23 protein-coding genes are annotated in these 25314 nt (G+C 62.9%); 5 read left to right on the forward strand and 18 right to left on the reverse strand.

Annotated features, from left to right (window positions below):
- Positions 1–4: 4 nt before the first annotated feature.
- Together H2O77_RS12415 and H2O77_RS12420 are read right to left on the reverse strand one after the other, a co-directional pair.
- The gene (locus tag H2O77_RS12415) at positions 5–871 is read right to left on the reverse strand and encodes a hypothetical protein (RefSeq protein ID WP_215823213.1); all 867 of its coding nucleotides are present in this window, start codon (positions 869–871) and stop codon (positions 5–7) included.
- Positions 831–1106 carry a succinate dehydrogenase assembly factor 2 gene (locus tag H2O77_RS12420; protein ID WP_043335628.1) on the reverse strand — a complete coding sequence of 92 codons (276 nt, stop codon included), beginning with the start codon at positions 1104–1106 and terminating at the stop codon, positions 831–833. Before H2O77_RS12420 ends, H2O77_RS12415 begins: the two co-directional genes overlap by 41 nt.
- Positions 1107–1375: 269 nt before the next feature.
- On the opposite strand from H2O77_RS12420, the gene H2O77_RS12425 reads away from it, so the two are divergent.
- From H2O77_RS12425 to lapB, 3 genes are all read left to right on the forward strand, one after another.
- Positions 1376–1672 (forward strand): integration host factor subunit beta, encoded by a 297-nt coding sequence (locus H2O77_RS12425; protein WP_043335630.1) that lies wholly within the window; start codon positions 1376–1378, stop codon positions 1670–1672.
- A gap of 242 nt (positions 1673–1914) precedes the next feature.
- On the forward strand, positions 1915–2220 hold the full coding sequence (locus H2O77_RS12430; RefSeq protein WP_054555462.1) for a LapA family protein: 306 nt from the start codon (positions 1915–1917) through the stop codon (positions 2218–2220).
- The gene (lapB, locus tag H2O77_RS12435; RefSeq protein WP_043335632.1) at positions 2221–3399 is read left to right on the forward strand and encodes a lipopolysaccharide assembly protein LapB; all 1179 of its coding nucleotides are present in this window, start codon (positions 2221–2223) and stop codon (positions 3397–3399) included. It begins immediately after the preceding gene.
- 171 nt (positions 3400–3570) lie between these two features.
- Here the strand turns inward: lapB and H2O77_RS12440 are convergent, their stop codons facing one another.
- On the reverse strand, positions 3571–5034 hold the full coding sequence (locus H2O77_RS12440; RefSeq protein WP_215823214.1) for a sodium-dependent transporter: 1464 nt from the start codon (positions 5032–5034) through the stop codon (positions 3571–3573).
- A gap of 448 nt (positions 5035–5482) precedes the next feature.
- Between H2O77_RS12440 and H2O77_RS12445 the strand changes: the two genes are divergently transcribed.
- Both H2O77_RS12445 and H2O77_RS12450 read left to right on the forward strand, forming a co-directional pair.
- Positions 5483–6136, forward strand: a complete 654-nt coding sequence (locus H2O77_RS12445) for a TrkA family potassium uptake protein (RefSeq protein WP_215823215.1) — start codon at positions 5483–5485, stop codon at positions 6134–6136.
- Entirely contained in the window at positions 6133–7527 is a 1395-nt protein-coding gene (locus tag H2O77_RS12450) for a potassium transporter TrkG (RefSeq protein ID WP_215823216.1), read from the forward strand. Before H2O77_RS12445 ends, H2O77_RS12450 begins: the two co-directional genes overlap by 4 nt.
- 125 nt (positions 7528–7652) lie before the next feature.
- Here the strand turns inward: H2O77_RS12450 and ihfA are convergent, their stop codons facing one another.
- From ihfA to galE, 15 genes are all read right to left on the reverse strand, one after another.
- Complete coding sequence (gene ihfA / locus H2O77_RS12455) at positions 7653–8009, reverse strand: integration host factor subunit alpha (RefSeq protein ID WP_107336300.1); 357 nt, start codon at positions 8007–8009, stop codon at positions 7653–7655.
- Positions 8010–8035: 26 nt separating this feature from the next.
- Positions 8036–10420, reverse strand: a complete 2385-nt coding sequence (gene pheT / locus H2O77_RS12460; RefSeq protein ID WP_215823217.1) for a phenylalanine--tRNA ligase subunit beta — start codon at positions 10418–10420, stop codon at positions 8036–8038.
- Positions 10421–10476: 56 nt separating this feature from the next.
- Positions 10477–11496 carry a phenylalanine--tRNA ligase subunit alpha gene (gene pheS / locus H2O77_RS12465; protein WP_215823218.1) on the reverse strand — a complete coding sequence of 340 codons (1020 nt, stop codon included), beginning with the start codon at positions 11494–11496 and terminating at the stop codon, positions 10477–10479.
- A gap of 358 nt (positions 11497–11854) precedes the next feature.
- Positions 11855–12208: a 50S ribosomal protein L20 gene (gene rplT, locus H2O77_RS12470; protein WP_043335644.1), complete on the reverse strand. Its 354-nt coding sequence runs from the start codon at positions 12206–12208 to the stop codon at positions 11855–11857.
- 45 nt (positions 12209–12253) lie between these two features.
- Positions 12254–12448 (reverse strand): 50S ribosomal protein L35, encoded by a 195-nt coding sequence (gene rpmI / locus H2O77_RS12475; RefSeq protein WP_043335648.1) that lies wholly within the window; start codon positions 12446–12448, stop codon positions 12254–12256.
- A gap of 100 nt (positions 12449–12548) precedes the next feature.
- Complete coding sequence (infC, locus tag H2O77_RS12480; RefSeq protein ID WP_082388253.1) at positions 12549–13088, reverse strand: translation initiation factor IF-3; 540 nt, start codon at positions 13086–13088, stop codon at positions 12549–12551.
- Positions 13089–13122: 34 nt separating this feature from the next.
- Positions 13123–15021, reverse strand: a complete 1899-nt coding sequence (gene thrS / locus H2O77_RS12485; RefSeq protein ID WP_043335653.1) for a threonine--tRNA ligase — start codon at positions 15019–15021, stop codon at positions 13123–13125.
- A 338-nt stretch (positions 15022–15359) separates the two neighbouring features.
- Entirely contained in the window at positions 15360–16235 is an 876-nt protein-coding gene (locus H2O77_RS12490; protein WP_043335655.1) for an OmpA family protein, read from the reverse strand.
- A 277-nt stretch (positions 16236–16512) separates the two neighbouring features.
- Positions 16513–17667, reverse strand: a complete 1155-nt coding sequence (locus H2O77_RS12495) for an amidohydrolase (protein WP_215823219.1) — start codon at positions 17665–17667, stop codon at positions 16513–16515.
- Between the two features lie 20 nt (positions 17668–17687).
- Positions 17688–18200, reverse strand: coding sequence for a DUF2489 domain-containing protein (locus H2O77_RS12500; protein WP_082388255.1), 513 nt, complete (start codon positions 18198–18200; stop codon positions 17688–17690).
- Between the two features lie 231 nt (positions 18201–18431).
- On the reverse strand, positions 18432–19565 hold the full coding sequence (locus H2O77_RS12505) for a glycosyltransferase family 4 protein (protein ID WP_215823220.1): 1134 nt from the start codon (positions 19563–19565) through the stop codon (positions 18432–18434).
- Complete coding sequence (locus tag H2O77_RS12510) at positions 19562–20914, reverse strand: UDP-glucose/GDP-mannose dehydrogenase family protein (protein ID WP_215823221.1); 1353 nt, start codon at positions 20912–20914, stop codon at positions 19562–19564. The genes H2O77_RS12505 and H2O77_RS12510 overlap by 4 nt, the downstream gene beginning before the upstream one ends.
- 1 nt (position 20915) lies before the next feature.
- Positions 20916–22766: a phosphoethanolamine transferase gene (locus H2O77_RS12515; protein ID WP_215823222.1), complete on the reverse strand. Its 1851-nt coding sequence runs from the start codon at positions 22764–22766 to the stop codon at positions 20916–20918.
- Between the two features lie 79 nt (positions 22767–22845).
- On the reverse strand, positions 22846–23673 hold the full coding sequence (cysQ, locus tag H2O77_RS12520; protein WP_107336293.1) for a 3'(2'),5'-bisphosphate nucleotidase CysQ: 828 nt from the start codon (positions 23671–23673) through the stop codon (positions 22846–22848).
- A 229-nt stretch (positions 23674–23902) separates the two neighbouring features.
- On the reverse strand, positions 23903–24925 hold the full coding sequence (gene galE / locus H2O77_RS12525) for a UDP-glucose 4-epimerase GalE (RefSeq protein ID WP_054555473.1): 1023 nt from the start codon (positions 24923–24925) through the stop codon (positions 23903–23905).
- Positions 24926–25314: the final 389 nt, after the last annotated feature.

The raw sequence follows: 25314 nt of genomic DNA on the forward strand, positions 1-25314 counted from the left end.
CGGTTCAGCGTGGGCGGGAGCCCTGGGCAGCGACGCGCCGCAGGGCCTCCAATGGCGGCGGCTGACGCGGCAAGCCATGCGGCAAGGGCGGCCACAGCAACCACAGGCGCAGCTGGTGAAGGTCTTCGCTGGAGGCGCTATCCGGCCACAGCCATACCCGCTGGGTTTTCAGGTGCTGCTGTCCCGGCCCCTGCTGTTTCAAGCCCTGCGCCCCCATCCCCTGTGGCCCCACCCCCTGTGGTCCGAAGCCCTGCGGCGAGATCTCGAGCCCCAGCAGACGTGGTGAGCACCACAGGCAGCGCACATTGACGGGCTGCCAGCTGCGTGAGGCACCATCGGCCCACCACCAGCAGAGCTGCATCTCCGGGTGACGATGGCGCGCATCTGACGCAGGCGGGGTGTCACTGGCTTCGGTCTCGGCATCGCTCTCTGCTTCAGCCTCGCTCTCCGGCACTAGCGCCTGGCCACCGCTGGCAAGCGCCGCATCGGCGCAGAGGCTGCCCCCAAGGGCCAGCCAGACTCGCGCCTCGGGGTCCGTGAGGCGCCGCCGAGCCTGGCGCCACCATGACACCAGCTCTGCGGCCTGCAGCAGCCAGCCCAGCCCCATCACGCCCAGCAGCGCCATGACGCCATCCGGCAGCTGAGCGAGCCCCTCAAACGCACAATGCCCCGCCTCGAAAGGCAGGGCATTGCGTAGATATTGCCACTGACAGGTCCACCACGTACTGACAACCAACTGGCCAGTCGCCAGCTCGGCAAGCCAGACCCACAAGGCGAGACTCGCCGCCAACAGCCCGACGCGCAGGCTGGCGTGGGTCGCGAACGCCTGTCTAGAGGCCCTTGAACTGATCGCGCTCGCCATTCTCGGCATTGGCGATCACCATGTTGATCAGGCGCTGGTACTCGGCATTGCCGCACGGGTCGCGCTTCATCAGCCACACGAAGAGGTCCTGGTCCTCTTCGGCCAGCAGCTGCACATAGAGCGCCTTGTCGTCTTCGCTCAAGGCGTCGAAACGCTGCTCCAGAAACGGCAGCAGCAGCAGATCGAGCTCCCACATGCCGCGACGCGAATGCCAATGAAGCCGCTTGCGAATCACATCTTCCATTGCCTGAACCTCAGTCGTCACATCAATGCGCGCAGTATACCCGAGGGGGGCGTCAGCGGCATCCGTTGACCCGTTGCTCGGGCAGGAATTGGCAATCCGTGCCGTGATCGGCAATGATGTCCCTAGTGCGTTGTTTTCTCAGGATTTGCCCATTATGCTGAGGAGATAACAATCACAAGGATGCGTGTGCCTGTCCGGTGACAAGAGGTCGCCCGGCTGCCGCATCACGAACGCCTTTCGCGAGAAAGGTGCAGGCATGGAGAGATCCGATGACCAAGTCCGAGCTGATCGAACAGATAGCCATGCGACAGCCTGAGTTGTCGCTCAAGGATGTAGAGGCCGCGGTTCGCATCATCCTCGATGATGTGACAGACGCCCTGGCCCATGGCGGTCGCGTCGAGATTCGCGGTTTCGGCAGCTTCTCGCTGCACTACCGTGAGCCGCGACTGGGGCGCAACCCCAAGACCGGTGAGCCGGTGGACCTGGATGGCAAGTTCGTCCCCCACTTCAAACCCGGCAAGGAGCTGCGCGAGCAGGTCGATGCCAGTCGCGCCCTGGGGTATTGACGACAGCGCGACTGATGACAGTGCCAAAGACGACGGCGCGGCTGACTGACAGCGTTGCCCGCAGAGGAAGACCCGGCGTGACGGGGCCGGCTGGCTCAGTGCCGGCCGATATCTGCTCAAGCCGTCATGCCAGAGACGACAGCCACCCACCTCACGGCGTCGCCGCCAAGACTCGCGCGATGGGCAGTGATACACTCGCTCCCAGATGATTCACGACTGCATTTCATGACAAGGAAACCGTTATGCGTTGGCTAAAAGGTCTCGTTCTGGCCGTGATCCTGCTGATCGTCCTGCTGGTCGGTATTCTCTTTGCCGTTCACAACCAGCAAGCCGTGCCCCTCGACCTCATCTGGGTAGAGCTGCCTGCTGCGTCCCTTTCCATGTGGCTGCTGTTCTCGCTGGCCGTCGGCGTCGTGCTTGGCATGGTCGCGATGACCGGCATGTACCTGCGCCTGCGCACGCTGTTGACCCGTGCCCAGCGCCGCAACCAGCAGCAACGCAAGGAACTGGACCAACTGCGCATCCAGGAGATCAAGGAAGTGGCATAAATGCCTGATCTGATATTGCTGGGATTGCTGATGGCGGCCATCGCCATCGGATTCTGGCTGGGGCGGCGTGATCGTCGCCCCGATGAACAAGCACCGGCTCCTGCCACCCTGTCCCGCGACTACTTCGTCGGCCTCAATCATCTGCTCAATGAGCAGCCTGATCGTGCCATCGAAACCTTCGTTCAGGCCCTGGAAGTCAACAGCGACACCGTCGATACCCACATCGCGCTGGGCAATCTCTATCGCAGTCGCGGCGAAGTCGATCGTGCCGTCAAGATTCACCAGAACCTGCTGGCCCGCCCTGCCCTGGATAGCGAACAAGGCGAGCGTGTCCAGCTGGAACTGGCCCGCGACTTCATGCGCAGCGGTGTCTATGACCGCGCCGAGAAGCTGCTGGAAACCCTCCTCAAGCAAGCGCAGCACGACAGCCATCGGCGTGCCGGCCGCCGCCTGTTGATCGACCTCCTCGAGCGGGAACGCGAATGGGAAGCCGCACTCGAAGTCGCCCACGCCATTCTGCGCCAGGAAGGTGGCATCCGCCGCGCGGCGGCCCACTGGCATTGCGAACTGGCCGCGCTGGATATCGCCGAAGGCAGTCAGGCGATGGCCCGCAAGCGCCTCAAGCAGGCGCTCTCCACCGATGAGAAATGCGTACGCGCCAACTGGATGCTGGCCGAGATCGAATTCGATCATGCCAACTACAAGCAGTGCATCCGCCTGCTGCAGCGCATCCCGCGTCAGGACACCGGCTTCACCCCCATCATCCTTGAGCCATTGGGCAACGCCTTTCGCATGCTGGATGACGAGAGCGGCCTGGTACGCCTGCTGCATCAGGAAGTCGAGCGCGCGCCCTACACCACGACGGTCATCAGCCTTGCGCAATTGATCGAGCGCCGCGAGGGCGTCGAGGCCGCCGCCAGCTTCGCCAGCGAGCAACTGCATCGTCACCCCAGCCTGCGCGGCGTCGACTACCTGCTCGATCTCTACCTGCTGGACGCCGATGAGCGCGAGACCGAGCGTTTCAATCTGCTCAAGCGTCATACCCAGCAACTGATCCAGGCACGTCCTCGCCATCGCTGCCATCGCTGCGGCTTCGAAGCCTCGATGCTGCTCTGGCAATGTCCGAAGTGCCGCCACTGGGGCACGGTCAAGCCGATCACCGGCCTGGAAGGCGAGTAACGGCGCCAGCTGTTAGACAGATACCAGCAGACAGATACCAGCAGACAGATACCAGCAGACAGACCACAGACATCAGAACGAAAAGCCCCCTGCAGCACGCTGCAGGGGGCTTTTTCATGCCGCTTTCATGGCTTCCGGGCTGGCGCTATCGAACTGACGCCAGCGATCATATCAGCCCTGCTCGGCGGCACGCTCGCGCAGGCGCGGCGAGAGCAGCTCGCCCACGAGACAGGCTGCCAGGATGACGGCCACGAAATACGGCCAGTCGCCGAATGACAGCTCTGCGACGCCCAGGGCATCGACGAAGATCGCCAGGATGCAGACCGGACTGACATAGCGAATCATGAACAGCCACAGACGATAGCCGGCATCGCTCAGATTCAGCTCATCGCGCAGCATGCTGCTCTTGAAGACGAACCCGGCCAGCAGCGCCATGGCGATGCCACCGATCGGCATCATCCAGCGCGAGGTCAGGTAATCGAGCCAGTCGAAGAAGTGCTTGCCGGCCAGCGTCCAGTCCGCGCCGAGATTGAACGACAGCATCGCGAACATCGCCACCAGCCACAGCACGCTGCCAGCCAGCCATGAGGCCTTGATGCGGCTCATGTTGCGGTTCTCGCTCAGCCAGGCGACGGTCGCCTCGATCATCGAGATGGCAGAAGTCAGGGCGGCGATCGAGAGCATGGCGAAGAACAGCACCCCGAACAGCTGCCCGAAGGGCATCTGGTTGAAGGCCACCGGCAGACTCATGAAGATCAGCCCCGGCCCGGAGGACGGGTCCATGCCATTGGCGAAGATGATCGGGAAGATCGCCAACCCCGCCATCAGTGCCACCAGGGTATCGGCGATCGCCACCGTGAAGGTGGTGCGGGCGATGGAGGTGCCCGACGGCAGGTAGGAGCCGTAGGTGAGGATGGCACCGGAGGCCAGCGACAGGGTAAAGAAGGCATGCCCCAGCGCGGCCAGCACCCCTTCGCTGCTCAAGCGCGTGACATCGAAATCGAACAGGAAGTGGAAGCCTGCCGAGAAGTTGCCCGAGGTCAGGGCATAGCCGATCATGATCAGCAGCATGATCACCATGCCCGGCATCATCCAGCGCACGCTCTTCTCGACGCCTTCCTGCACCCCTCGCCCGACGATCAGCATCGTCACCACCGTCACCAGCGTGGCCCAGCCACCCAGCGCCCAGGGGTTGGCGTTGCCGGCCTCGAAGATGGCGCCCAGCTCCGCGACGCTGTGTCCGGACAACGCGCCACTGGCCATCTTCCACAGGTAACTGAACGACCACCCCGCCACCACGACATAGAACGACAGGATCATGAAGCCGGCCAGCATCGCGATCCAGCCGAAGACCTTCCACAACGGACTGGCCCCCGCCTCACGCGCCAGATTGGCAATCGCCTCGATGGGGCTGCCGCGCCCGCGCCGCCCGAAGGCGATCTCCGCCATCATCACGGGCACGCCCACGGCGAGAATGCAGGCCAGATACACCAGCACGAAGGCGCCACCGCCGTACTCACCGGTGATATAGGGAAACTTCCAGATATTGCCCAGCCCTACCGCGGAACCGGTAGCTGCAAGGATGAAGCCCCAGCGACTGATCCAGAGATTCTTGGGTTGCTGTCTTGCCGTCATGGAATACCTTACGAGTTATTGTTGTGAGCCAGTGGTGATCGACGCAACTCCTGGCCGTCTTGGGTGCTCACACAGACCATTTTACTGATATGAAGCAGGTTCGTCCGCGATTCCCATCGAAAATCACCACGATTCCCTCAGAATTCGTCTGCGAAAACGCCATCACCACACGACGGCAATCACTCTACATTAGATGCTTCAAATTGGTAACATTTGAAACGATGCCTGCCTCCCAGGCCTGACAAGCAACCTCGCCTGAGACGCACCGCGCCGCAAAAGGACCCGACATCAACGCATCACTGGAGTAGGCTCATTCAAGAGGCGCCGACCAGAACGCTCTGGCTAGAGCGGGCTGGGCCAGAGAGTGCTGGGCCTGAGAGTGCCTGGCCAGAAAGCGTCGGGACAAAGAGCGTCTGGCCTCACCCAGCAGCGCAGACAAGGAGTCGTCATGCATCGTCAATTCGCGGTTATCGGACTGGGCTATTTCGGCAGCACCGTCGCGCGGGAGCTCAGGCGCCATGACCATGAAGTGCTCGGCGTGGACGCCGATGAGAAGCGCCTCAATGCCGTGGCAGACCTGCTCAACCAGGCCGTGATCGCGGACCCCACCGACGAACATGCCCTGCAGGAGCTGGGGCTTGAGCAGTACGACGCCGTCTTGATCGATCTGGCCGACTCGATGGAACAGAGCCTGATCTGCGCGCTGCTGGCCAAGGAGCTCGGCGCCAGGGAGCTGTGGGTCAAGGCCACCTCGGATGCACACCACAAGCTGCTCAGTCGTCTGGGTGTCGATCACATCGTGCATCCGGAGTACGACCTGGGCGTGCGCGTGGCGGAAAGCCTCGCCTACCATGCCATGGTCGACTTCATCCATCTCGGCGATCACCAGTTCGTGGTCGAGCTGGAGGTCAGTGCACGACTGGGCGATGACTGCCAGCAGCTCAATCAGCTGCCCATCGATGACGACATCAGTGTGATCGCGCTGCGCAAGGGCAAGACACTCGATCGCCAACCCTCCGGCAGCACGCGACTGGCCGCCGGCGACCATCTGGTTCTGATCGGCGAGCTGAGCGCGCTGCGCAAGCTGGGAGCGCATCTATGAGGCAGCGCTACCGGCGCTATCTCCGCCCCCTGACCCGCAGCCCACGCGGGCCCATCATCCATCTATCGCCGCCGGAGATTCTGCTGAGCGGCTTTCTGGGCCTCGGCATGCTGGGCGCCTGCCTGCTGAAACTGCCCGGCATGCATCAGCAGGGCTTGAGCTGGCTGTCGGCGCTGTTCACCGCGACCTCTGCCGTCACGGTCACCGGCCTCTCCGTCACTCCGCTCAGCGACTTCACCCTCGCAGGCCAGACCATCGTGCTGATACTGATCCAGCTCGGTGGACTCGGCTTCATGACCATCGCCGCCCTGTCGCTGGTGATGCTGGGCCAGCGCCTGCCGATGCATCAGACCAGCCTGCTGCGCGAGGCGCTCAATCGCAGCAGCTCACGCGAGATAGGCCGCCTGCTCAAGATCATCACCGCCTTTGCGCTGACGCTCGAGCTGGCAGGTGCCTCCTTGCTGGCGTTGGACTGGGTGCCCGAGTACGGCTGGCAGGAGGGGCTCTGGCTGAGCCTCTTCCACTCGGTCTCGGCCTTCAACAATGCCGGCTTCACCCTGTGGCCGGACAGCCTGATGCGCGAGGCGGCCAACCCTCTGACCAGCGGCGTGATCGGCATCCTGTTCATGACCGGCGGCATCGGCTTTGCCGTCATCGGCGAGCTGCGCGAGCGGCGTCGCCAACATGGCTGGCGCGTATTGCTGCAGCCGTCACGCTTCTCGGTGCAGACACGCCTGGTGATCGAAGCCACCGTGGCACTCAACCTGCTGAGCCTGGTGGTGATACTGGCGCTTGAATGGCGCAACCCCGGCACGCTGGGCGCCATGGCCAGTCATGGCGAACGCCTGCTCGCCGCTGCCTTCATGGCCATCACACCGCGCACCGCCGGGTTCAGCGTCATTGATTCCGCCGAGATGACACAAGCCTCGACCCTGTGGACCATGGCGCTGATGTTCATCGGCGGCGGCAGCGGTTCGACGGCCAGCGGCATCAAGCTGACCACCTTCGTGGTGCTGCTGCTGACCACGCGCGCCTTTCTGCGCAGCGAGCCCTCCCCCACCCTGCATGGCCGCCGCATCGGCGATGACACCGTCTTCAAGTCGATCGCCGTGGCACTGGCGGCGATGCTGCTGATCTTCAGCATGCTGTTCGGCCTGACCATCACCGATCCGGACCACGCCTTTCTGTCGCTGGCCTTCGAGACCGTCTCGGCCTTCGGCACCGTCGGCCTGAGCCACGGCCTGACGCCCGAGCTCTCGCCCGGCGGGCAATTGCTGATCATCGCGACCATGCTGCTGGGCCGCACCGGACCACTCGCCCTCGGCTATCTGCTGGCGACCCGCAGCCGCCCCGGCATCAGCTATGCACGCACCGAGCTCTCGATCGGCTGATGACGCACGGCTGATGACACAACAAACGATGCCTCAGAACGACGAAAGCCCCGACGCAAGGCGTCGGGGCTTTCGTGAGCATGGTCACCCGCTCAGGGAGCGGCGGGTGCGATCAGGCAATGACCTCAGTGATCATCATCATGATCATCGTGGTCATCATGCTCTTCAAGACGCTGATGTGCGTGCGTCTCGCCGTCGTACTCATCCACTCGGGCCTTGAGCTTCTGACCTGGGCGGAATGTCACCACGCGACGCGCGGAGATCGGAATCTCCTCGCCTGTCTTGGGATTGCGCCCCGGACGCTCGCGCTTGTCACGTAGATCGAAGTTGCCGAAACCGGACAGCTTCACCTGTTCATTTTCCCGCAGACAACCGCGAATCTCGTCGAAGAATACCTCTACCATCGACTTGGCTTCGCGCTTGGACATGCCGAGTTCTGCGTGCAGATGCTCGGCAAGTTCCGCCTTGGTCAACGCTCCCATGTCCGCTCCCTCGTTCAAGTGGCGACTCATGCTCTCAGCGCCGCCCCGAAACGTGTGTGGCCATCGGTGACGATCGCATCGACTAACTGATTGATTTCCTCATCATTCAGCGTGCGCGAAGGATGCTGCCAGGTCAAGCCCAGGGCGAGCGACTTGTGACCATCGGCTACCCCCTGGCCCTGATAGACGTCAAACAGGCGCAGGTCCGTCAGCCATTCACCGGCTTGCGCGCGGATGGCGTCGAGCAGCGACTGCACGTGAACGCCCTCTTTGACCACGAAGGCTAGGTCACGACGCACTTCCGGATACTTGGAGAGCGGCGCGAAGCGCGGCAGACGGCCAGCGCAGGCAGAGGCCAGCGTGATCTCGAACACGAACACCTCGACCTTCAGGCCAAGCTCGGCGCGCGCGGCCGGGTGCAGGGCCCCCATCCAGCCCGCCTGCTCGCCATTGAAGAACAGCTGAGCGCACTGGCCCGGGTGCAGTGCCGGATGCTCGGCGGCTTCGAAGCGCCAGGCATCCAGATTGCCGCCCAGTGCCAGCAGTGCCTCGACATCGCCCTTGAGATCGAAGAAGTCGACCTTGTCACGACCGCCATTCCAGCCTTCCGGCAGACGTGCACCGGTGATCAGGCCGCCGATCATCGGCGTCTGCTCGAGGGAGTCCAGCTCGCCGCGGAACACAAGCCCGGTCTCGAACAGGCGCACGCGCGACTGCTGACGATTGAGGTTGTGGCTCAGCGCCTTGACCAGCCCCGGCAGCAGCGAGCTGCGCATCACGGCCATGTCGCTGGAAATCGGGTTGGCCAGTGCCGGTGCCACCCCTTGCGGGTCCAGCGTCTTCTGCAGCTCAGGGGCGACGAAGCTGTAGCTGATCGCTTCCTGATAGCCCCGCGCCACCAGCTGACGACGCAGGCTGGTCAGCGGCTGGGTGGTCTCATTGGCCACGGCCGGTGCCAGACGCGCATTCGGACGGCTGACCGGCAGATTGTTGTAGCCGTGGATGCGCGCCAGCTCTTCGATCAGGTCAGCCTCGATGCTGACATCGAAACGCCAGCTCGGCACCGTCACCTGCCATTGGCTATCGCCATTCGCGGCGACCTGCATGCCCAGACGCTCGAGAATCTCGACGATCTCGTCATCCGGCAGCGCCATGCCCAGCGTGCGCTCGACACTGGCGCCGCTCAGGCTGACGACGGCGGCCTTGGGCAGTGCTGAGTCGCTGGCGACCTCGATGATCGGGCCCGGCTTGCCGCCGGTGATCTCGAGCAGCAGGGCCGTCGCGCGCTCGATGGCATCACGCTGCAGCTGGGCGTCCACACCACGCTCGAAACGATGCGAGCTGTCGGTGTGCAGGCCGTAGCTGCGCGCCTTGCCAGCGACGCTCAACGGCGCGAAGAAGGCCGACTCGAAGAAGATGTCGCGCGTCTCGGCGTTCACGCCACTGCCTTCGCCGCCCATCACGCCAGCGATGGCCAGCGGGCCCTTCTCATCGGCGATGACCAGGGTGTCGTCACGCAGCGCGACTTCCTGACCGTCGAGCAGCGTCAGCGGCTCTTCAGCGGCTGCCATGCGCACCTCGATGCCACCGTTCAGGCGTGCCAGATCGAAGGCGTGCATCGGCTGGCCGAGTTCGAGCAGCACGTAGTTGGTGACGTCGACGACGGGGTCGATGCTGCGGATGCCACTGCGACGCAGACGCTCCTCGAGCCACAGCGGCGAGGTCGCGGCGACATTGACGTCACGCACGACACGCCCCAGATAGCGCGGGCACGCCTCTGGCGCGCTGACGGTAACCGGGAAGGTATCGTCGATCTGGGCGGCGACCGGCTCGATGCTCGGCGCCGTGACAGCGAGACGGTTGAGCACGCCGACTTCGCGCGCCAGACCCTTGACGCTCAGGCAGTCGCCGCGGTTCGGGGTCAGATCGACCTCGATGGCGTTGTCGTCAAGATTCAGGAAGTCACGTGCATCACGGCCCACCGGCGCATCCGCGGCCAGCACCATGATGCCGTCGGAGGCCTCGGCTTCCAGGCCCAGCTCGGAGGCACCACAGATCATGCCGCGGGATTCGACACCGCGCAGCTTGGCCTTGCGAATCTTGAAGTCGCCCGGCAGCTTGGCGCCGACCTGAGCGAAGAGCACCTTCTGGCCAGCGGCGACATTCGGCGCGCCACAGACGACCTGCACCAGCGCACCGCTGCCATCATCCACCTGGCAGACATTGAGGCGATCAGCCTCCGGGTGCGGTTGCTTGTCCTTGACCTCGGCCACGACTACACCGGTGAACTCACCGGCGACCGGTTCGATACCATCGACTTCCAGACCGGCCATGGTGACCTGATCGGCAAGCTGCTGGGTGTTCAGTTCCGGCGACACCCACTCACGCAGCCACTGTTCGGAAAATTTCATCTTGCTGTCCTGTTCCGTAAGTTCACGCCCTCAAGGCGCGATACGTGAATGAGTGCCTAGCTGAACTGGCGAAGGAAACGCAGGTCGTTCTCGAAGAACAACCGCAGGTCGTTGACGCCGTAACGCAGCATCGCCAGACGCTCCACGCCCATGCCGAAGGCGAAGCCGCGGAAGCGCTCGCTATCGATACCGGAGTGACGGAAGACTTCCGGATGCACCATGCCGCACCCCATCACCTCGAGCCAGCCGGTGTGGGAGCAGACACGACAGCCGTCACCGGCACACATCACGCACTGGATATCGACTTCAGCGGACGGTTCGGTGAACGGGAAGTAGGACGGACGGAAGCGGACTTCCAGGTCATCACGCTCGAAGAAGGCATGCAGGAATTCTTCGACGGTGCCCTTGAGGTCGGCGAAGCTGACATTCTCGTCGACCAGCAGACCCTCGACCTGATGGAACATCGGGGTATGGGTCAGATCGGAGTCGCAGCGATAGACGCGGCCCGGGCAGACGATGCGCAGCGGCGGCTCACTGGCCTTCATGCTGCGTACCTGCACCGGTGAGGTGTGAGTGCGCAGAAGACGCGTGGCATCGAAATAGAAGGTGTCATGCATCGCGCGCGCCGGGTGATGCGACGGGATGTTCAGCGCTTCGAAGTTGTGATGGTCATCTTCGATTTCCGGCCCTTCAGCGACACCGTAGCCGATGTGCGAGAAGAAGCTTTCGATACGCTCAAGCGTGCGGGTGACCGGGTGCAGGCCGCCTACCGGCTCACCACGGCCCGGCAGGGTCACATCGACGCGCTCGGCGGCAAGACGCGCATTGAGCGCCGCCGTTTCCAGCATATTGCGACGTGCATCCAACTCGCCACTCAGCAGCTGCTTGGCTTCGTTGATGGTCTCACCGGCCTTGGGACGCTCTTCGGGGGACAGCTTGCCGAGGCCCTTGAGCAGTGCGGTGATCTCGCCCTTCTTGCCGAGAAAACGTACCCGTACCTCGTCGAGGGTCTGGACGTCTTCGGCCGCCTGGATCGCGGTGCGTGCTTCGTCCACCAGGGTGGAAAGATGTTCCATCCGTTCAGCTCCGATCGCTTGAGTCACTGGCGCGGCAATGTCCGCCACCAATGGAAGTCGCGCCGACCCGAAGGTCGGCAGGGAGAGCGCTCCGCCTGCGGTGAGTCACGCAGACGATCGCGCCCTTGCCAGAGACCGGCCCACAACGCGGCCAATCCCGTTCATGTCGCTGCTGACCCACCGCCGGTTCTCTGACGGCAGGCCAAACAAAAACAGGGGAAGAGCGGCTGCTCTTCCCCTGTGACGTAACACGTCATCTCGATACCGCCTGAGTTGTCCAATGCAAGCATTCGACAGTCACGGCCCGGTTCGCCACATGAGCGGCTCGCCGGGACTGGGCGACATCTGATCCGGTCACTTACTGAGCAGCCTTGGCCTTCTCGACGATGGCAGCAAAGGCAGCTTTTTCGTGAACCGCGATATCGGCGAGGACCTTGCGGTCGATCTCGATATTGGCCTTCTTCAGACCAGCGATGAAGCGGCTGTAGGACATGCCATTGATGCGGGCCGCAGCGTTGATACGCGCGATCCACAGGGCACGGAACTGACGCTTGCGGACACGACGGTCACGGTAAGCGTACTGGCCGGCCTTGATGACAGCCTGCTTGGCTACGCGGAAGACGCGTGAACGCGCTCCGTAGTAACCCTTGGCCTGCTTCATGATCTTCTTGTGACGGCGACGTGCGACGACGCCACGCTTGACGCGGGACATAGCGTACTCCTGATATTAAGAAAGTTGGACCGAGGTAAGGACGGCTTACAGGTTCGGCAGCATGCGCTGGATCAGCGCCTTGTCTGCAGCGTGAACCTGCTTCATGCCACGCAGCTGACGCTTACGCTTGGTCGACTTCTTGGTCAGGATGTGGCTACGGAAGGACTGCTTGTGCTTGAAGCCGTTGGCAGTCTTCTTGAAGCGCTTGGCAGCGCCGCGGTTAGTCTTGATCTTCGGCATGAGTATTAACTCCGCTCGGTTTCTTGAGAAAATCCAGGGCCGACAAAAAGAGCCACGCCCGCAGGCGTGACCCTGATGTGTCCGTTTTACTGCCTATGGATCACTTCTTTTTCGGCGCGAGAATCATGATCATCTGACGGCCTTCCATTTTCGGGAAGGACTCGACGGTCACGAGCTCCGAGAGGTCGCCGGCGATCCGTTCCATCAGCTTGCGGCCGATGTCCTGGTGCGCCATTTCGCGACCACGGAAGCGCAAGGTTACCTTACCCTTGTCTCCGCCTTCGATGAAGCGAGTCAGGTTGCGTAGCTTGACCTGATAATCGCCTTCATCGGTACCAGGACGGAATTTGACTTCCTTGACCTGGATCTGTTTCTGCTTCTTCTTCTGCAGATTCTTCTGTTTCTTCTCGTCGAAAAGAAACTTGCCGTAATCCATGATCTTGCAGACGATGGGGTCGGCATTGGAAATCTGGACGAGGTCGAGCCCTGCCTCTTCGGCCTTGACAAGCGCATCTTTGGTTGACACTACGCCAACCTGCTCGCCATCTGCGTCGATGAGGCGGACTTCGTCCGCACGAATACGGTCATTGATGGGAGCCCGCTTTTCCTGGGGGCGTCCGCGCTGATTATTCCGCTTGATCGTTGCGTCTCCGTTTGGCTGAAATTCGTTACTGTCAGACCTGTTCTTCCTTCAGGCGTTCCATGAATTCTGAAACTTTCATGGTGCCGAGGTCTTCACCGGAACGGGTTCTGACAGCTACTGCATCAGCTTCCACTTCCTTGTCGCCAACGACGATGAGGTAAGGAACCTTCTGCAGAGTATGCTCACGGATTTTAAAGCCGATCTTCTCGTTCCTCAAGTCTGCTTTGACACGGATGTCATGTTTCTCGAGGCGGGAGACCAGATCCTTGGCATATTCTGCCTGGGAATCCGTGATATTCATTACGACAACCTGCTCCGGGGCGAGCCAGAATGGCATCGCGCCTGCGTGGTGCTCGATCAGGATGCCGAGGAAGCGCTCGAAGGAGCCGAGAATCGCGCGGTGCAACATGACCGGCATGCGACGCTCTCCACTTTCATCGACAAACTGGGCACTGAGACGCTCAGGCAGATTGAAGTCGAGCTGTAGAGTACCACACTGCCAGACACGATTCAGACAATCTCGCAGAGAGAATTCAATCTTTGGTCCATAGAAGGCACCCTCACCCGGCTGCAGCTCCCACGGCAGGCCAGTCGCATCCAGTGCTGCCTGCAGGCCGGCTTCGGCCTTGTCCCACGCTTCCGGCTCACCGATGAAGGATTCCGGACGGGTGGAGAGCTTCAGTTCGACGTCTTCGAAACCGAACTGACGGTAGACTTCCAGCGTCAGACGGATGAAGTCCTCGGCCTCGGACTCGACCTGATTCTCGGTACAGAAGATGTGGGCGTCATCCTGGGTGAAGCCACGCACACGCATCAGGCCATGCAGAGAGCCGGACGGCTCGTTGCGATGGCAGGAGCCGAACTCGGCCAGACGCAACGGCAGGTCACGGTAGCTCTTAAGGCCCTGATTGAAGACCTGGACGTGACACGGGCAGTTCATCGGCTTGACCGCGTACTCACGCTTCTCGGACTCGGTGGTGAACATCAGCTCGTTGTAATGCCCCCAGTGCCCGGACTTCTTCCACAGCGAAAGATCGACCACCTGCGGCGTCTTGATCTCCTGGTAGCCATTGGCACGCTGGATACGACGCATGTACTGCTCGAGCACCTGATACATGGTCCAGCCATTCGGGTGCCAGAACACCATGCCCGGCGCTTCTTCCTGCATATGGAAGAGGTCCAGCTTCTTGGCCAGCTTGCGGTGATCGCGCTTCTCGGCTTCCTCGAGACGCTTGAGGTAGGCCTTGAGCTGCTTCTTGTCCGGCCAGGCGGTGCCATAGATGCGAGTCAGCATCGGCTTGGTGGAATCACCACGCCAGTAGGCACCGGCCAGCTTGAGCAGCTGGAAGTGCTTGAGGTGACGGGTATTCGGCACGTGCGGGCCGCGGCACATGTCGGTGTATTCTTCGTGATGGTAAAGGCGGATGGTGTCGCCTTCGCCGATGCCCTCGATGATCTCCTGCTTGTACGGCTCATCGCGCTTCTCGAAAGCGGCCATGGCCTGGTCACGCGAGACATACTCACGCACCACATCGTACTCGCTGTCGATCAGCTGCTTCATGCGCTTCTCGATGGTCTCGAGATCTTCCGGGGTGACCGAGCGGCCAAAGTCGATGTCGTAATAGAAACCGTCATCGATGACCGGGCCGATGGCCATCTTGGCCTCCGGGTAGAGCTGCTTGACGGCATGACCGATCAGATGCGCGCAGGAGTGACGAATCACGTCCAGGCCTTCCGCATCACGCGCCGTGAGAATGGCGACGTTGGCGTCTTCGGTGATCATGTCAGCGGCATCGACCTCGACGCCATTGATCTTGCCGGCCACACAGGCCTTGGCAAGACCGGGACCGATGGACTCGGCCAGCTGCATCACGGAAATCGGGGTATCGAAGGTACGCTGGCTGCCGTCAGGCAGAGTAACGATAGGCATGAAGAATTCCTTGCGTTCAGTGGTGGCCCTTACCAAGGGTCACGTGAAGCGAATTTGGCCGAACACGGGGCGTCGGCTCGAAATGGGGGCAATGACGATCACGCCCCTCACGCTACTGACCCCGGCCTACAATGCCTGGGGCGCCGCCCACTGCCCCATGATGATCGAGCGACCAGTCAGGGTGTGGACACATAACGCGGGAACATGAGCGAGGCAAGACCTTAGCAGCCCGTTCAAAAGTCGTAAAGATACGCTTGAGCCACTGAAGACCATGCACGACACGAACGCAGACGGGGCGCCCTGAGGCGCCCCGTCTGATTCAGCTTACCGCGTTCGGCTTACTTGACTTCAGCAAGCTCGACACGACGGTTTTCGGCACGGCCTGCAGCGGTATCGTTGCTGGCGACCGGCTGCTCTTCACCGTAACCCACAGTCTGGATACGGTTGGCGCCAACACCTTCGGAAGCCAGGTAGGCCTTCACGGAGTCAGCACGCTTCTGGGACAGCTGCTTGTTGTAGGAGTCAGAACCCACGGAGTCAGTGTGACCTTCGACGCGAACGCGGACGTTCTCGTTGGAGACCAGCTTGGCCGCCACACCGTTCAGCACTTTCTCAGCGTTGGCAGTCAGCTTGGCGGAGTCGAACTCGAAGTTCACGTCACGCAGGACGAGGTCAGCGACACAGCCCAGTGCATTGACCTTGGCGCCGGCCGGGGTGTTCGGGCACTGGTCCTGGTAGTCCGGCACGCCGTCACCGTCGGAATCGAGCGGGCAGCCTTTCGCGTCAACAGTGACGCCGGCCGGAGTACCCGGGCACTGGTCCTTGTAGTCAGCAACGCCGTCACCGTCGGTGTCCAGCGGGCAGCCTTTCGCATCAACAGCGACGCCTGCCGGAGTCCCCGGGCATTCGTCACGGTCGTTCGGCACGCCGTCGCCATCGTCGTCCATGGACTTCGGAGCATCGTCAGCACACAGCAGTGCGCCAGCGGTCGCGCCGCCGACAGCACCCAGAGAAGCGCCGGTGTCTTCGTCGCTGTCGCCAGAGACGCCGTAACCAATCCCGCCACCGATCAGGCCACCGGCCAGACCGCAGACGAACGGCTGGCTGTACCAGGGCTTCTCAGCAGATGAAGACTGGGAAGCAGAGCTTGCGCAGCCAGACAGGCCAACAACCAATGCAGAACCCAGAACCAGGCCAGTCGTAGATCTTTTCATGTAAGACTCCTTCTTAACACAGCGCAATATGTAACGAGGGTGTTACGTATCGACTCAGTATAAGAGCCGAACTCGTTACGATGAAAGGAATTTTATTCAAATCTTCCTTTAAGAAGAAAGCACATGCAGGTGCGTCCTTCCAGCTCTGATCGGGTCTGTTTCCCTTGAAAACGGTACCGATCCTCAGGCATACGGTGAAGGAAAACAGTGTTTTTTGCAACGTCGAAAAACTTTGACACTAACTGTATCAGAATGGCGACGCTGTAAAACCGCTGTTTTACTCTCTTCCAAGGTGCTGGCGCACCAGCCCCTCGAAAATCTCGACGCCGGGCGCCAACAGCGTATCAGGAAAATCGTAATCGGGGTGGTGAAGCCCCGGCATTTCCTCACCTGCGCCAAATGTGAACATGGCGGCATGGCAGTCACGTGCCAACACGCCAAAGTCCTCGGACCAGCGATGTGCCTGAGAAAGTTCCACGCAATCAAGCCCTTGCTGTCGCGCCACGCGGCGAATCATGTCGTTCGCCTCAGGCGAATTCCAGGTCGCATCGAAGGTGTCACACCAGTCCACATCGATGCCCAGACGGTCTTCTTCCGCCTCGCTGCGTGCCAGTGAGACCGCCGCTTCGGCCAGCGCCTTCATCATGTCATCGCTCTCGGTGCGCAGGGTGACCATCACCTCGGCGTCGCCCGGTGAGGTGCCGAACGCGACCTCGCCCAGGCGCGCATGAATCAGGGTCACCATCGCAAGTCCGGTCTCATCGGCAAATTGCAACGGCAGACGCGACAGGCCTTGCATGATGCGACACATGGCCATCGCCGGGCTGCGACCATTTTCCGGGTGGGCCGCATGTGCACAGAGCCCGGAAAGCCGCACGATCATGCCGCGTGAGGCACAGGTGAAGGCATGGTCGCGCACGCTGACTTCCCCGAGGGGGCGCCCCGGCAAGTTGTGGCACGAATAGAGATAGTCCGGCTTGAGCGCGGCAAAGGCCTTGCTGCGCACGACGGCGCGCGCGCCTTCGCCGGTTTCCTCGGCGGGCTGGAACAGCAACACCACCTCGCCCCTGGCGACCGGAGACGCCGCCAGGCGCTGCGCCACGCCCAGCATCCAGCTCATGTGGCCGTCATGGCCACACAGGTGCCCGACATGCGGGTGACAGGAGGACCAGTCGCCGCGTGGCGCCTCATCGATGGGCAGCGCATCCAGCTCACAGCGCAGCATGACGCGCGGGCCTGGCTCAGTACCGCGGAAGATGGCGGCCAGACCATGCCCACCCAGCCCGCTGACCACCTCGGCGCCGGCCTCCTGCATCCAGCCGGCGATGCAGGCCGCCGTGGCGGCTTCCTGTCCGGAGAGTTCCGGTGAGCGGTGCAGCGCGTGACGCAGCTCGGCCAGCGGCGTGCCCAGCAAGGAAAGTGTCGTGTTCATGCCTGCCTCGTGAAGACTCATCAGACGGCCTGCCCCAGATCTGCTGGCGAAGCGGGACGCTTGCGCCCCAGGTAATGCTGATGCCAGAACTCCATGTTGCTCAGCACGCGACTCGCCGCCAGCTGCAGCGGCTCCGCCAGCGCTTCCTCGACGGCGATGCGCTCCTTGTCTTCGGCAAGGCGTTCACGCGGCGACAGCTCCTTGCGCGCCGAATGGGTGTGCAGGTGTGATACCCGCCCATGCAGTACACCGAAGACCGAGAGCACGTCATCTTCGGCCAAACTGGTATCGAGAATCTCGATCAACACCTTGCAGCGCAGACCGCCTTCCACCATGTCGACCTGCCCGGCCTGCATGGCGCGTGCGATGGCTTCGAGGCTTTCCAGACAGTTGGCGCGCGCCTGGATGAGCTCTTGCTCACGACGCGCCTCACGCACCTTGACCTCGCGGCGCAGCTTGAGGGCATAGAACGCCAATCCCGCGATGATGATGATCGCGATGACGGCCAGAATGATGCTGATAGTCAGGGACATGCCTTTCTCCTGCGGTAAACAAGCCATGAGTATAGGGACTGCACACGCGACACCCAAGGCGGGGCACTGCGACCGATGACCACGCAGCCCGCCCTCGCCCACCCCTTGCGTCAACAAAAGGCCCCGCATCAGGGATACGGGGCCAGTCGCGTCATTCACTCTTGCACGCTTTTCTCTGTCGCACTCATGCTTCGTCCGGCACGCGAGCGATCAATCTGTCAGCGCAGATCTTCACCGCCCCGCCATCAAGGCCTCGAAGCTGGCCTTGAGCTTGAGATTCTGCGCCTGATGCGAGTAATTGCGTGCCAGACTGGCCAGCGCAGCGCTCAGCGCCTGCGTGTCGCTCTCGAGCAGATGGGTGCAGCGCTCGGCCCACTGCTGTGGCGTGGACTCTGCCGCCATGACCAGCTCAGGGTGGTCATCGAGCAGCTCAGCCGAGCCAACCCGCGCATTGAGCAGCACCGGCGCACCACAGGCCATCGCCTCCAGCGCGACACGCCCGAACTCCTCGATATGGGCCGGCATCACGAACAGGTCCAGCGCACCATAGAGCGTCTCGACTTCCGGGATGGTCGAGCGCCAGATCATGCGCTCGGCGATGCCCGCCTCCCTGGCCTGCTGCTGGTAAGGCGCGGCATCATCCTTGCCTACCACCAGGAAGCGATAGCGGCCCGGTGAGGCCTGCTCCATCAGCGCTGCCATCGCCACGAACCCGGCCACGTTGCGCTTGGTGAAGTTGCCGGACGACACCAGACCGACCAGCAGCTCATCCTCAGCCACGCCCAATGCCTCACGCTGGGCGGTGCGCCCTGCGCGCGCGCGCTCGACCGTGAATTGCACCGGGTCATAGCCCGGGTAGCTGATCTCGATCCGCTCAGGCGCGATACCGTAGCGCGCCATCAGGTCCTCGCCCATCATGCGCGAATTGACCGCAACCTGACGGAACTTGCCACCCTTGAGCACGTGATCATGAATCGCCGCCACTTCGTGGTCGCGAGGCAGCTCACGGCCATGGATGCACTGCGAGGCAAGGTGCACGCAATTGTGCAGATAGACGGTATCCGGGCTTTCGCAGTCACCATGGCTGATCAGCAGGTCGGGCGCATGACGGCTGGCCCAGGCCTGAACACGGCGATTGAACCAGAAACGTCGATACGCCCCCTTGAAGGGCCAGCGCCACAGGCGCACCAGCTCCGCGCCGTGGGCGCGAGCCAGTTCAGGCTTGCCGCGCTCGGCGAGAATCACCACGCGATAGCCCAGCGCGCGCAACGCATCCGCCTGCTCGAAGGCATTGCGGCTGGCACCGGTGTTCTTCTCGACCTGACGAATGGCGATCGCGGCCAGCTTGCCTGCACCAGTGCTCACGACGCCTCCTGCACACGGCGCATGGAGTCACCGCGGCCGACCGCGTAGTACATCAGGCCGGCGGCCTTCATGGCGGCAGGCTCGAACAGGTTGCGGCCATCGACCACCACCGGGAAGCCAAGCTGGGATTTAAGCCACTCGCCATCCAAGGTGCGGAATTCCTTCCACTCGGTGCACACCACCAGCGCATCGGCGCCCTTGACCGCCTGCTGACGGTCCGCGACCAGCACCAGCTCATCACGCTCGCCGTAGATGCGGCGGCATTCCTTCATCGCTTCCGGGTCATAGGCCTGCACGGTCGCACCAGCGGCCCACAGCGCTTCCATCAGCGTGCGACTCGGCGCATCGCGCATGTCATCGGTGTTGGGCTTGAAGGCCAGCCCCCAGACGGCGATGGTCTTGCCCTTGAGGTCGCCATCGAAGGCCCGCGACAGCTTGTCGAACAGGGTGACCTTCTGGCGCTTGTTGACGGATTCCACGGCGGTCAGCAACTCGGCTTCATAGCCGATCTGGCTGGCAGTACGTGCCAGCGCCTGGACGTCCTTCGGGAAGCAGGAGCCACCATAACCACAGCCCGGATAGATGAAGTGGTAACCGATACGCGGATCACTGCCGATGCCGCGACGCACTTCCTCGATGTCCGCGCCCAGGCGCTCGGCCAGATTGGAGATCTCGTTCATGAAGCTGATCTTGGTCGCCAGCATGGCGTTGGCGGCGTACTTGGTCAGCTCGGCGGCGCGCACGTCCATGAACATCAGCTTTTCATGGTTGCGGTTGTAAGGCGCGTAGCATTCGCGCATGCGCTCACGCACCTTCTCGGAATCGGTGCCGACCACGATGCGCGCGCCACGCGTGAAGTCCTCCAGCGCCGCGCCTTCCTTGAGAAATTCCGGGTTGGAGCAGACATCGAAGTCGACACGTTCGCCGCGCTCGGCAAGCACTTCGGCGACTCGCGCCGTGACACGATCCGCCGTGCCCACCGGCACGGTGGACTTGTCGATGATGACCTTGTAGTCATTCATGTGCTCGCCGATGGTGCCGGCCACCGCAAGCACGTACTTGAGATCGGCGCTGCCGTCTTCGTCCGGCGGTGTGCCCACGGCGATGAACTGCAGCACGCCATGCTCGACGGCTTCACGCGCGTCAGTGGTGAAGTTGAGACGGCCGGCCTCGACATTGCGCAGCACCATGCTCTCCAGCCCCGGCTCGAAGATGGGGATCTCGCCTTGCTTGAGGCCATCGATCTTGGCCGCATCAACGTCCATGCAGATCACGTCATGGCCGACATCGGCCAGACAGGTGCCAGTCACCAGGCCTACGTAGCCTGTTCCGAAGACAGTGATTTTCATGTCAGTCCTTGAGGGTTTCTGAAGGTAATGAAGCAGGTGACAAGGTGAACGCCGATGAATCCTCTGACGGCGTCACGCGGGAATCCGGTTGTGGGGCTTGCCCGTCGCGTTTCGCGCCCTGCCCGGACATGAACTCCGGACGCTCCAGCAGCTCGGTGGTCGCCTCGACCGCTTCCTCGAGCTCTTCGGCACCCGGCGCGAGAGGTCGGGAAAGAAAGTCCGACGGCAGGGCTTCATAGAAGTTCAATCGTCCCAGCTGGTCCAGCACCGGATGACGCTCACGCGGCTGATAGCAGACCGCCCAGGGCGACAGGCACGGCTTGTCACCGGAGAAACGGATGCCCAGCCAGTCGCTGGCCAGATAGGGCAGGTCAAAACTGGCGAAAGGCTCATCGGCGTGCGAGCGCAGGCGCGTCAGCTCGCGCGCGGGATTGGGCGCCTGCCCCGTCTGCCACAGCCACAGCGGAATGCGGTACGGCGCCTGACTGGGGCGGTCACCGCCATGCACATAGGCGTCACTGAGCGGGTCATGCTCGAGGCCGTGGTCCGATAGATAGAGCACGCCAGCGGGTCGTCCTTCGAGGCGCTGGAAGACACCCTCGATCACCTGATCCGTGAAGCGGATGCTGTCATCGTAGGCATCGGTCAGCGGCGAGCGGCTGTCCGGGGTCAGGAAATAGCGCAGTGAATCCGGGTACTGCAGGCTGGCCGGCGGGTGACTGCCGTAGAGATGCAGCACGATCAGCCGCGGCCCCTCGACCTCGCGCGCCAGCGCCTCATCCAGTGCATCCAGCAAGCCATCGTCATAGTCGGTCATGATGGTGCGAGCGACATCGGCACGCTGGGCGATGGCGGTGATCCAGGTGCGCTCGGAAGTGATATCAAGCCCCTGGCGCGACAGCCACTCGGTATGATAGCCGGCCTGATTGGCCAGCGAGATCAGATTGGCGTCCAGGTAGCGCGGCGAGAAGGTCCGCGGGTCGGTCAGGCTGGCCAGCATCGGTACCGCCAGCACGGTCTGCGGCGCCGGCGCGATGGCCTGATCGAAGACCACCAACTCGTCGCGACGCGCATCGAGATTCGGCGTCGTGGCGCGGGAATAGCCATACAGCGACAGCTGATCGCGGCGCTGGGATTCGCCGATGATCAGGACGAAGACGGCGTCATCCGACACCTCGGGGCTGCGCGAGACGCCACCGAAATCATAGTCATCCGCCATCAGCGCCTTGTAGCGCTCCTTCTCCCACCAGGCATGCGAGGTGGTGGCCAGGTTCCAGCCCGGCGAGACCGACAGCGTCGTGATGGCCAACGGCACGCTGGCCCGCCCCCACTGCCAGCTGCCGGCCAGCAGCATCAGCATCCAGAGCACGAAGGCGATTCCGCTGCGCCCGCCCAGCCGGGCGCGAGCCAGCCCCGCTCCGAAGCGATTGCCCAGTGACAGCGCCAGCAGGAAGAACCCCAGCGGAACGATCAGGGCCAGCGGAAACTTGAACAGCATCGCCATCGATTCGCTGCGGCTGGTATCCAGCGAGCTGAGCGCAAAGGCCAGCCCATAGCGGGAATCGTAATAGACGGCGCTGACCACGCTTGCGGAGAGATTGACGCCCAGCGCCGCCATCAGCCCCAGCGCCGGCCAACGCCAGCGCGGACGATGCAGCGCCGCCAGCAGACACGGCCACAGCAACAGATTGCCGAGCAGGATCAGGCCGCCCTCGAGCAGGCCGTGATAGATCAACGGCACCAGACTCGCCAGCAGGGCCAGCGTGATGGCGGAGATCACCCCGGCCCGCTTGCTCGCCTGATCGCTGCGCGCAAACAGGCGACGGACGAGGCGCTGCAGCAGGCCCTTCATGAACGTCCCCGCAACGGCATGAACGCTTCAGCCCTTACGCGAGCCAGCAGATGCACGAGCCGTCGAGCCCCGGCCACCCTCAGACGTCCAGCGCCTGGCGCCAGCGACCATCCGCTTGGCCACAGGCGATGAAGAAGGGATTCACCAGCGTATCGCGGGCGTTGTAGTCCAGACGACGCGGCTGTGCGGGCAATGACTCGGCATCGAAGACCTGGCCGCCGGCCGCTTCCAACACGGCCTGGGCCGCCGCGGTGTCCCACTCGCTGGTCGGCGCGTAGCGCGGATAGAGATCCGCATTGCCTTCCGCGATGCGACAGAACTTGAGCGAGCTGCCACAGCTGACGTTCTCCACCGGTGTCAGTCGCTCGATCAGCGCCGCCGTGCGCGCATCGAGATGCGACTTGCTGGCCACGACTCTCAATACCTCAGGCTCCGGGCTGACCGTGATCGCGACACGCCCGGTGGCGTCTTCCCGGAAGGCCCCCACACCGGCGAGCCCGCTCCAGGTCGTCTCCAGCACCGGCGCATCCACCACGCCCAGCACGCTGCGCGAACCCTGGATCAGTGCCACGTTGACGGTGTATTCACCGCTGCCGGTGACGAATTCACGCGTGCCATCCAGCGGGTCGACCAGCCAGAAGGTCTGCCAGTCACGCCGCGCCGCGATATCGGCCTTGTCGCTCTCCTCCGAGAGCACCGGAATCTGCGGCGTCAGGCGGGCCAGCCCCTCGACCAGCACATGATGCGCCGCCATATCCGCCGCCGTCACGGGGCTGTCATCCGCCTTGGCACGCGTGCCGAGCTCTCCCCCACGGGCAACGGCGAGTATCGCCTGCCCCGCTTCACGGCAAAGCTGTTCAATGGCCGTCAGCAGTTCAAGATCGAGGGTGACATCAGACTGGGTCATGGGGGTCTCGCAGAGAATTCGAAGGAGTCGACACGGGCCCTTCGGCCCGCCGTCATCATACGCAAAAGCGGCCGCGGATGCTGCCCGCGACCGCTTCGAGAGGTCTTCACACAAGCGCCGTCAACTCAAGCTCGGTCAATTCAAGCTTGGTCAACTCAAGCTCGGTAAACTCAAGCTCGGTCAATTCAAGCTCGGTCAACTTCGGCGCACTGACCCTGCAGTGTCAGGTTTAGGCACTGCGATAGCCGTTGGGGTTGCGTGACTGCCAACGCCAGCTGTCGGCCATCATGCGGTCGAGACCCAGCTCGGCCTTCCACTTCAGCTCGTTGAAGGCCTTGTCCGGCTCTGCCCAGCATTCGGCGATATCACCGGCGCGACGCGGTGCGATGCGATACGGCACCGGACGACCGCTGGCCTTCTCGAACGCCTTGACCATGTCCAGCACGCTGTAGCCGGTCCCGGTGCCCAGGTTGTAGGTATGAACGCCATCCCGCGCATCACCGGCCAGGTAATCCAGCGCCTTGAGGTGGCCATCGGCCAGGTCGACGACGTGGATGTAGTCGCGCACCCCGGTGCCATCCGGCGTCGGGTAGTCATCACCGAACACGGCCAGTTCCTCGAGGCGGCCCACGGCGACCTGGCTGATATACGGCACCAGGTTGTTGGGGATGCCGTTGGGGTCTTCACCGATGGTGCCGGACTCATGAGCGCCCACCGGATTGAAGTAGCGCAGCAGCGCGATGCGCCAGCTGTCATCCGCGACGGCCAGGTCGCGCAGCACTTCCTCGACCATCAGCTTGGAGCGGCCATAGGGGTTGGTCGCGGAAGTCGGGAAGTCTTCACGGATAGGCGTGGAGGCCGGATCGCCATACACGGTGGCGGAGGAAGAGAACACGATACGCTTGACGCCGGCACGCGCCATGGCGTCACACAGCACCAGGGTGCCGTTGACGTTGTTGTCGTAATAGGCCAGCGGCTTGGCGACGCTCTCGCCGACCGCCTTGAGCCCGGCGAAGTGGACCACGGCCTCGATATCGTGACGCTCGAACAGGCTGTCGAGCAGCGCGCCGTTGCGGATATCCCCTTCGACGAACGGCACTTCGCGTCCGGCAAGCGTCGCCACACGCGCAAGAGAGGCTTCACTGGCATTGGACAGGTTGTCCAGCACCAGCACCTGATGGCCGGCCTCCATGAGCGCCAATACCGTATGAGAGCCGATGTAGCCTGCACCACCCGTGACCAGAATCATCAATCATCTTCCTTGTGAAAGTAACGCGACAGTGGGCCACGCAGTTGTCCTGCGCTGGCCCTGTTCATGGCTGCTAACCCTACCTTCCAGCCCTTGCGCTCACAAGTCCACAGCCAACGACAGCGTCTGTCGCCAGACAGCAACCTGACCCGTGCAAGATGGCGTCACACAGGGCCTGGCCCGAGGTGTGAGCACCTCGGATCAAGCGCCGCGCTTGCGCGGCGTCAAGGTTTCACTTGCCGGAGTTTCAAAACAGGCAATGAAGGCTATTGAGCCGCGCCGCAATGCTGAGACAATGGCCGCGCCTTGCCGCCTGAGCGCCCGGCTGATCGACTCGCGAGCGACTTTCTGACAAGGCAGGCAACATGACACGCCGTGCACGTCACCCCGAC

This window comes from Cobetia sp. 4B (assembly GCF_018831605.1).
GTDB classification, from domain to species: Bacteria; Pseudomonadota; Gammaproteobacteria; order Pseudomonadales; family Halomonadaceae; genus Cobetia; species Cobetia amphilecti.

Excerpts from the sequence above, each read along its gene's own strand:
- H2O77_RS12490 (WP_043335655.1), bottom strand. The coding sequence starts at position 16,235 with ATGAAAAGATCTACGACTGGCCTGGTTCTGGGTTCTGCATTGGTTGTT.
- pheT (WP_215823217.1), bottom strand. The coding sequence starts at position 10,420 with ATGAAATTTTCCGAACAGTGGCTGCGTGAGTGGGTGTCGCCGGAACTG.
- ihfA (WP_107336300.1), bottom strand. The coding sequence starts at position 8,009 with ATGGGAGCGTTGACCAAGGCGGAACTTGCCGAGCATCTGCACGCAGAA.
- H2O77_RS12495 (WP_215823219.1), bottom strand. The coding sequence starts at position 17,667 with ATGAACACGACACTTTCCTTGCTGGGCACGCCGCTGGCCGAGCTGCGT.
- H2O77_RS12500 (WP_082388255.1), bottom strand. The coding sequence starts at position 18,200 with ATGTCCCTGACTATCAGCATCATTCTGGCCGTCATCGCGATCATCATC.
- H2O77_RS12510 (WP_215823221.1), bottom strand. The coding sequence starts at position 20,914 with ATGAAAATCACTGTCTTCGGAACAGGCTACGTAGGCCTGGTGACTGGC.
- cysQ (WP_107336293.1), bottom strand. The coding sequence starts at position 23,673 with ATGACCCAGTCTGATGTCACCCTCGATCTTGAACTGCTGACGGCCATT.
- H2O77_RS12415 (WP_215823213.1), bottom strand. The coding sequence starts at position 871 with ATGCCGAGAATGGCGAGCGCGATCAGTTCAAGGGCCTCTAGACAGGCG.
- H2O77_RS12425 (WP_043335630.1), top strand. The coding sequence starts at position 1,376 with ATGACCAAGTCCGAGCTGATCGAACAGATAGCCATGCGACAGCCTGAG.
- thrS (WP_043335653.1), bottom strand. The coding sequence starts at position 15,021 with ATGCCTATCGTTACTCTGCCTGACGGCAGCCAGCGTACCTTCGATACC.
- H2O77_RS12440 (WP_215823214.1), bottom strand. The coding sequence starts at position 5,034 with ATGACGGCAAGACAGCAACCCAAGAATCTCTGGATCAGTCGCTGGGGC.
- H2O77_RS12430 (WP_054555462.1), top strand. The coding sequence starts at position 1,915 with ATGCGTTGGCTAAAAGGTCTCGTTCTGGCCGTGATCCTGCTGATCGTC.
- lapB (WP_043335632.1), top strand. The coding sequence starts at position 2,221 with ATGCCTGATCTGATATTGCTGGGATTGCTGATGGCGGCCATCGCCATC.
- H2O77_RS12515 (WP_215823222.1), bottom strand. The coding sequence starts at position 22,766 with ATGAAGGGCCTGCTGCAGCGCCTCGTCCGTCGCCTGTTTGCGCGCAGC.
- H2O77_RS12420 (WP_043335628.1), bottom strand. The coding sequence starts at position 1,106 with ATGGAAGATGTGATTCGCAAGCGGCTTCATTGGCATTCGCGTCGCGGC.
- H2O77_RS12450 (WP_215823216.1), top strand. The coding sequence starts at position 6,133 with ATGAGGCAGCGCTACCGGCGCTATCTCCGCCCCCTGACCCGCAGCCCA.
- H2O77_RS12445 (WP_215823215.1), top strand. The coding sequence starts at position 5,483 with ATGCATCGTCAATTCGCGGTTATCGGACTGGGCTATTTCGGCAGCACC.
- rplT (WP_043335644.1), bottom strand. The coding sequence starts at position 12,208 with ATGTCCCGCGTCAAGCGTGGCGTCGTCGCACGTCGCCGTCACAAGAAG.
- pheS (WP_215823218.1), bottom strand. The coding sequence starts at position 11,496 with ATGGAACATCTTTCCACCCTGGTGGACGAAGCACGCACCGCGATCCAG.
- rpmI (WP_043335648.1), bottom strand. The coding sequence starts at position 12,448 with ATGCCGAAGATCAAGACTAACCGCGGCGCTGCCAAGCGCTTCAAGAAG.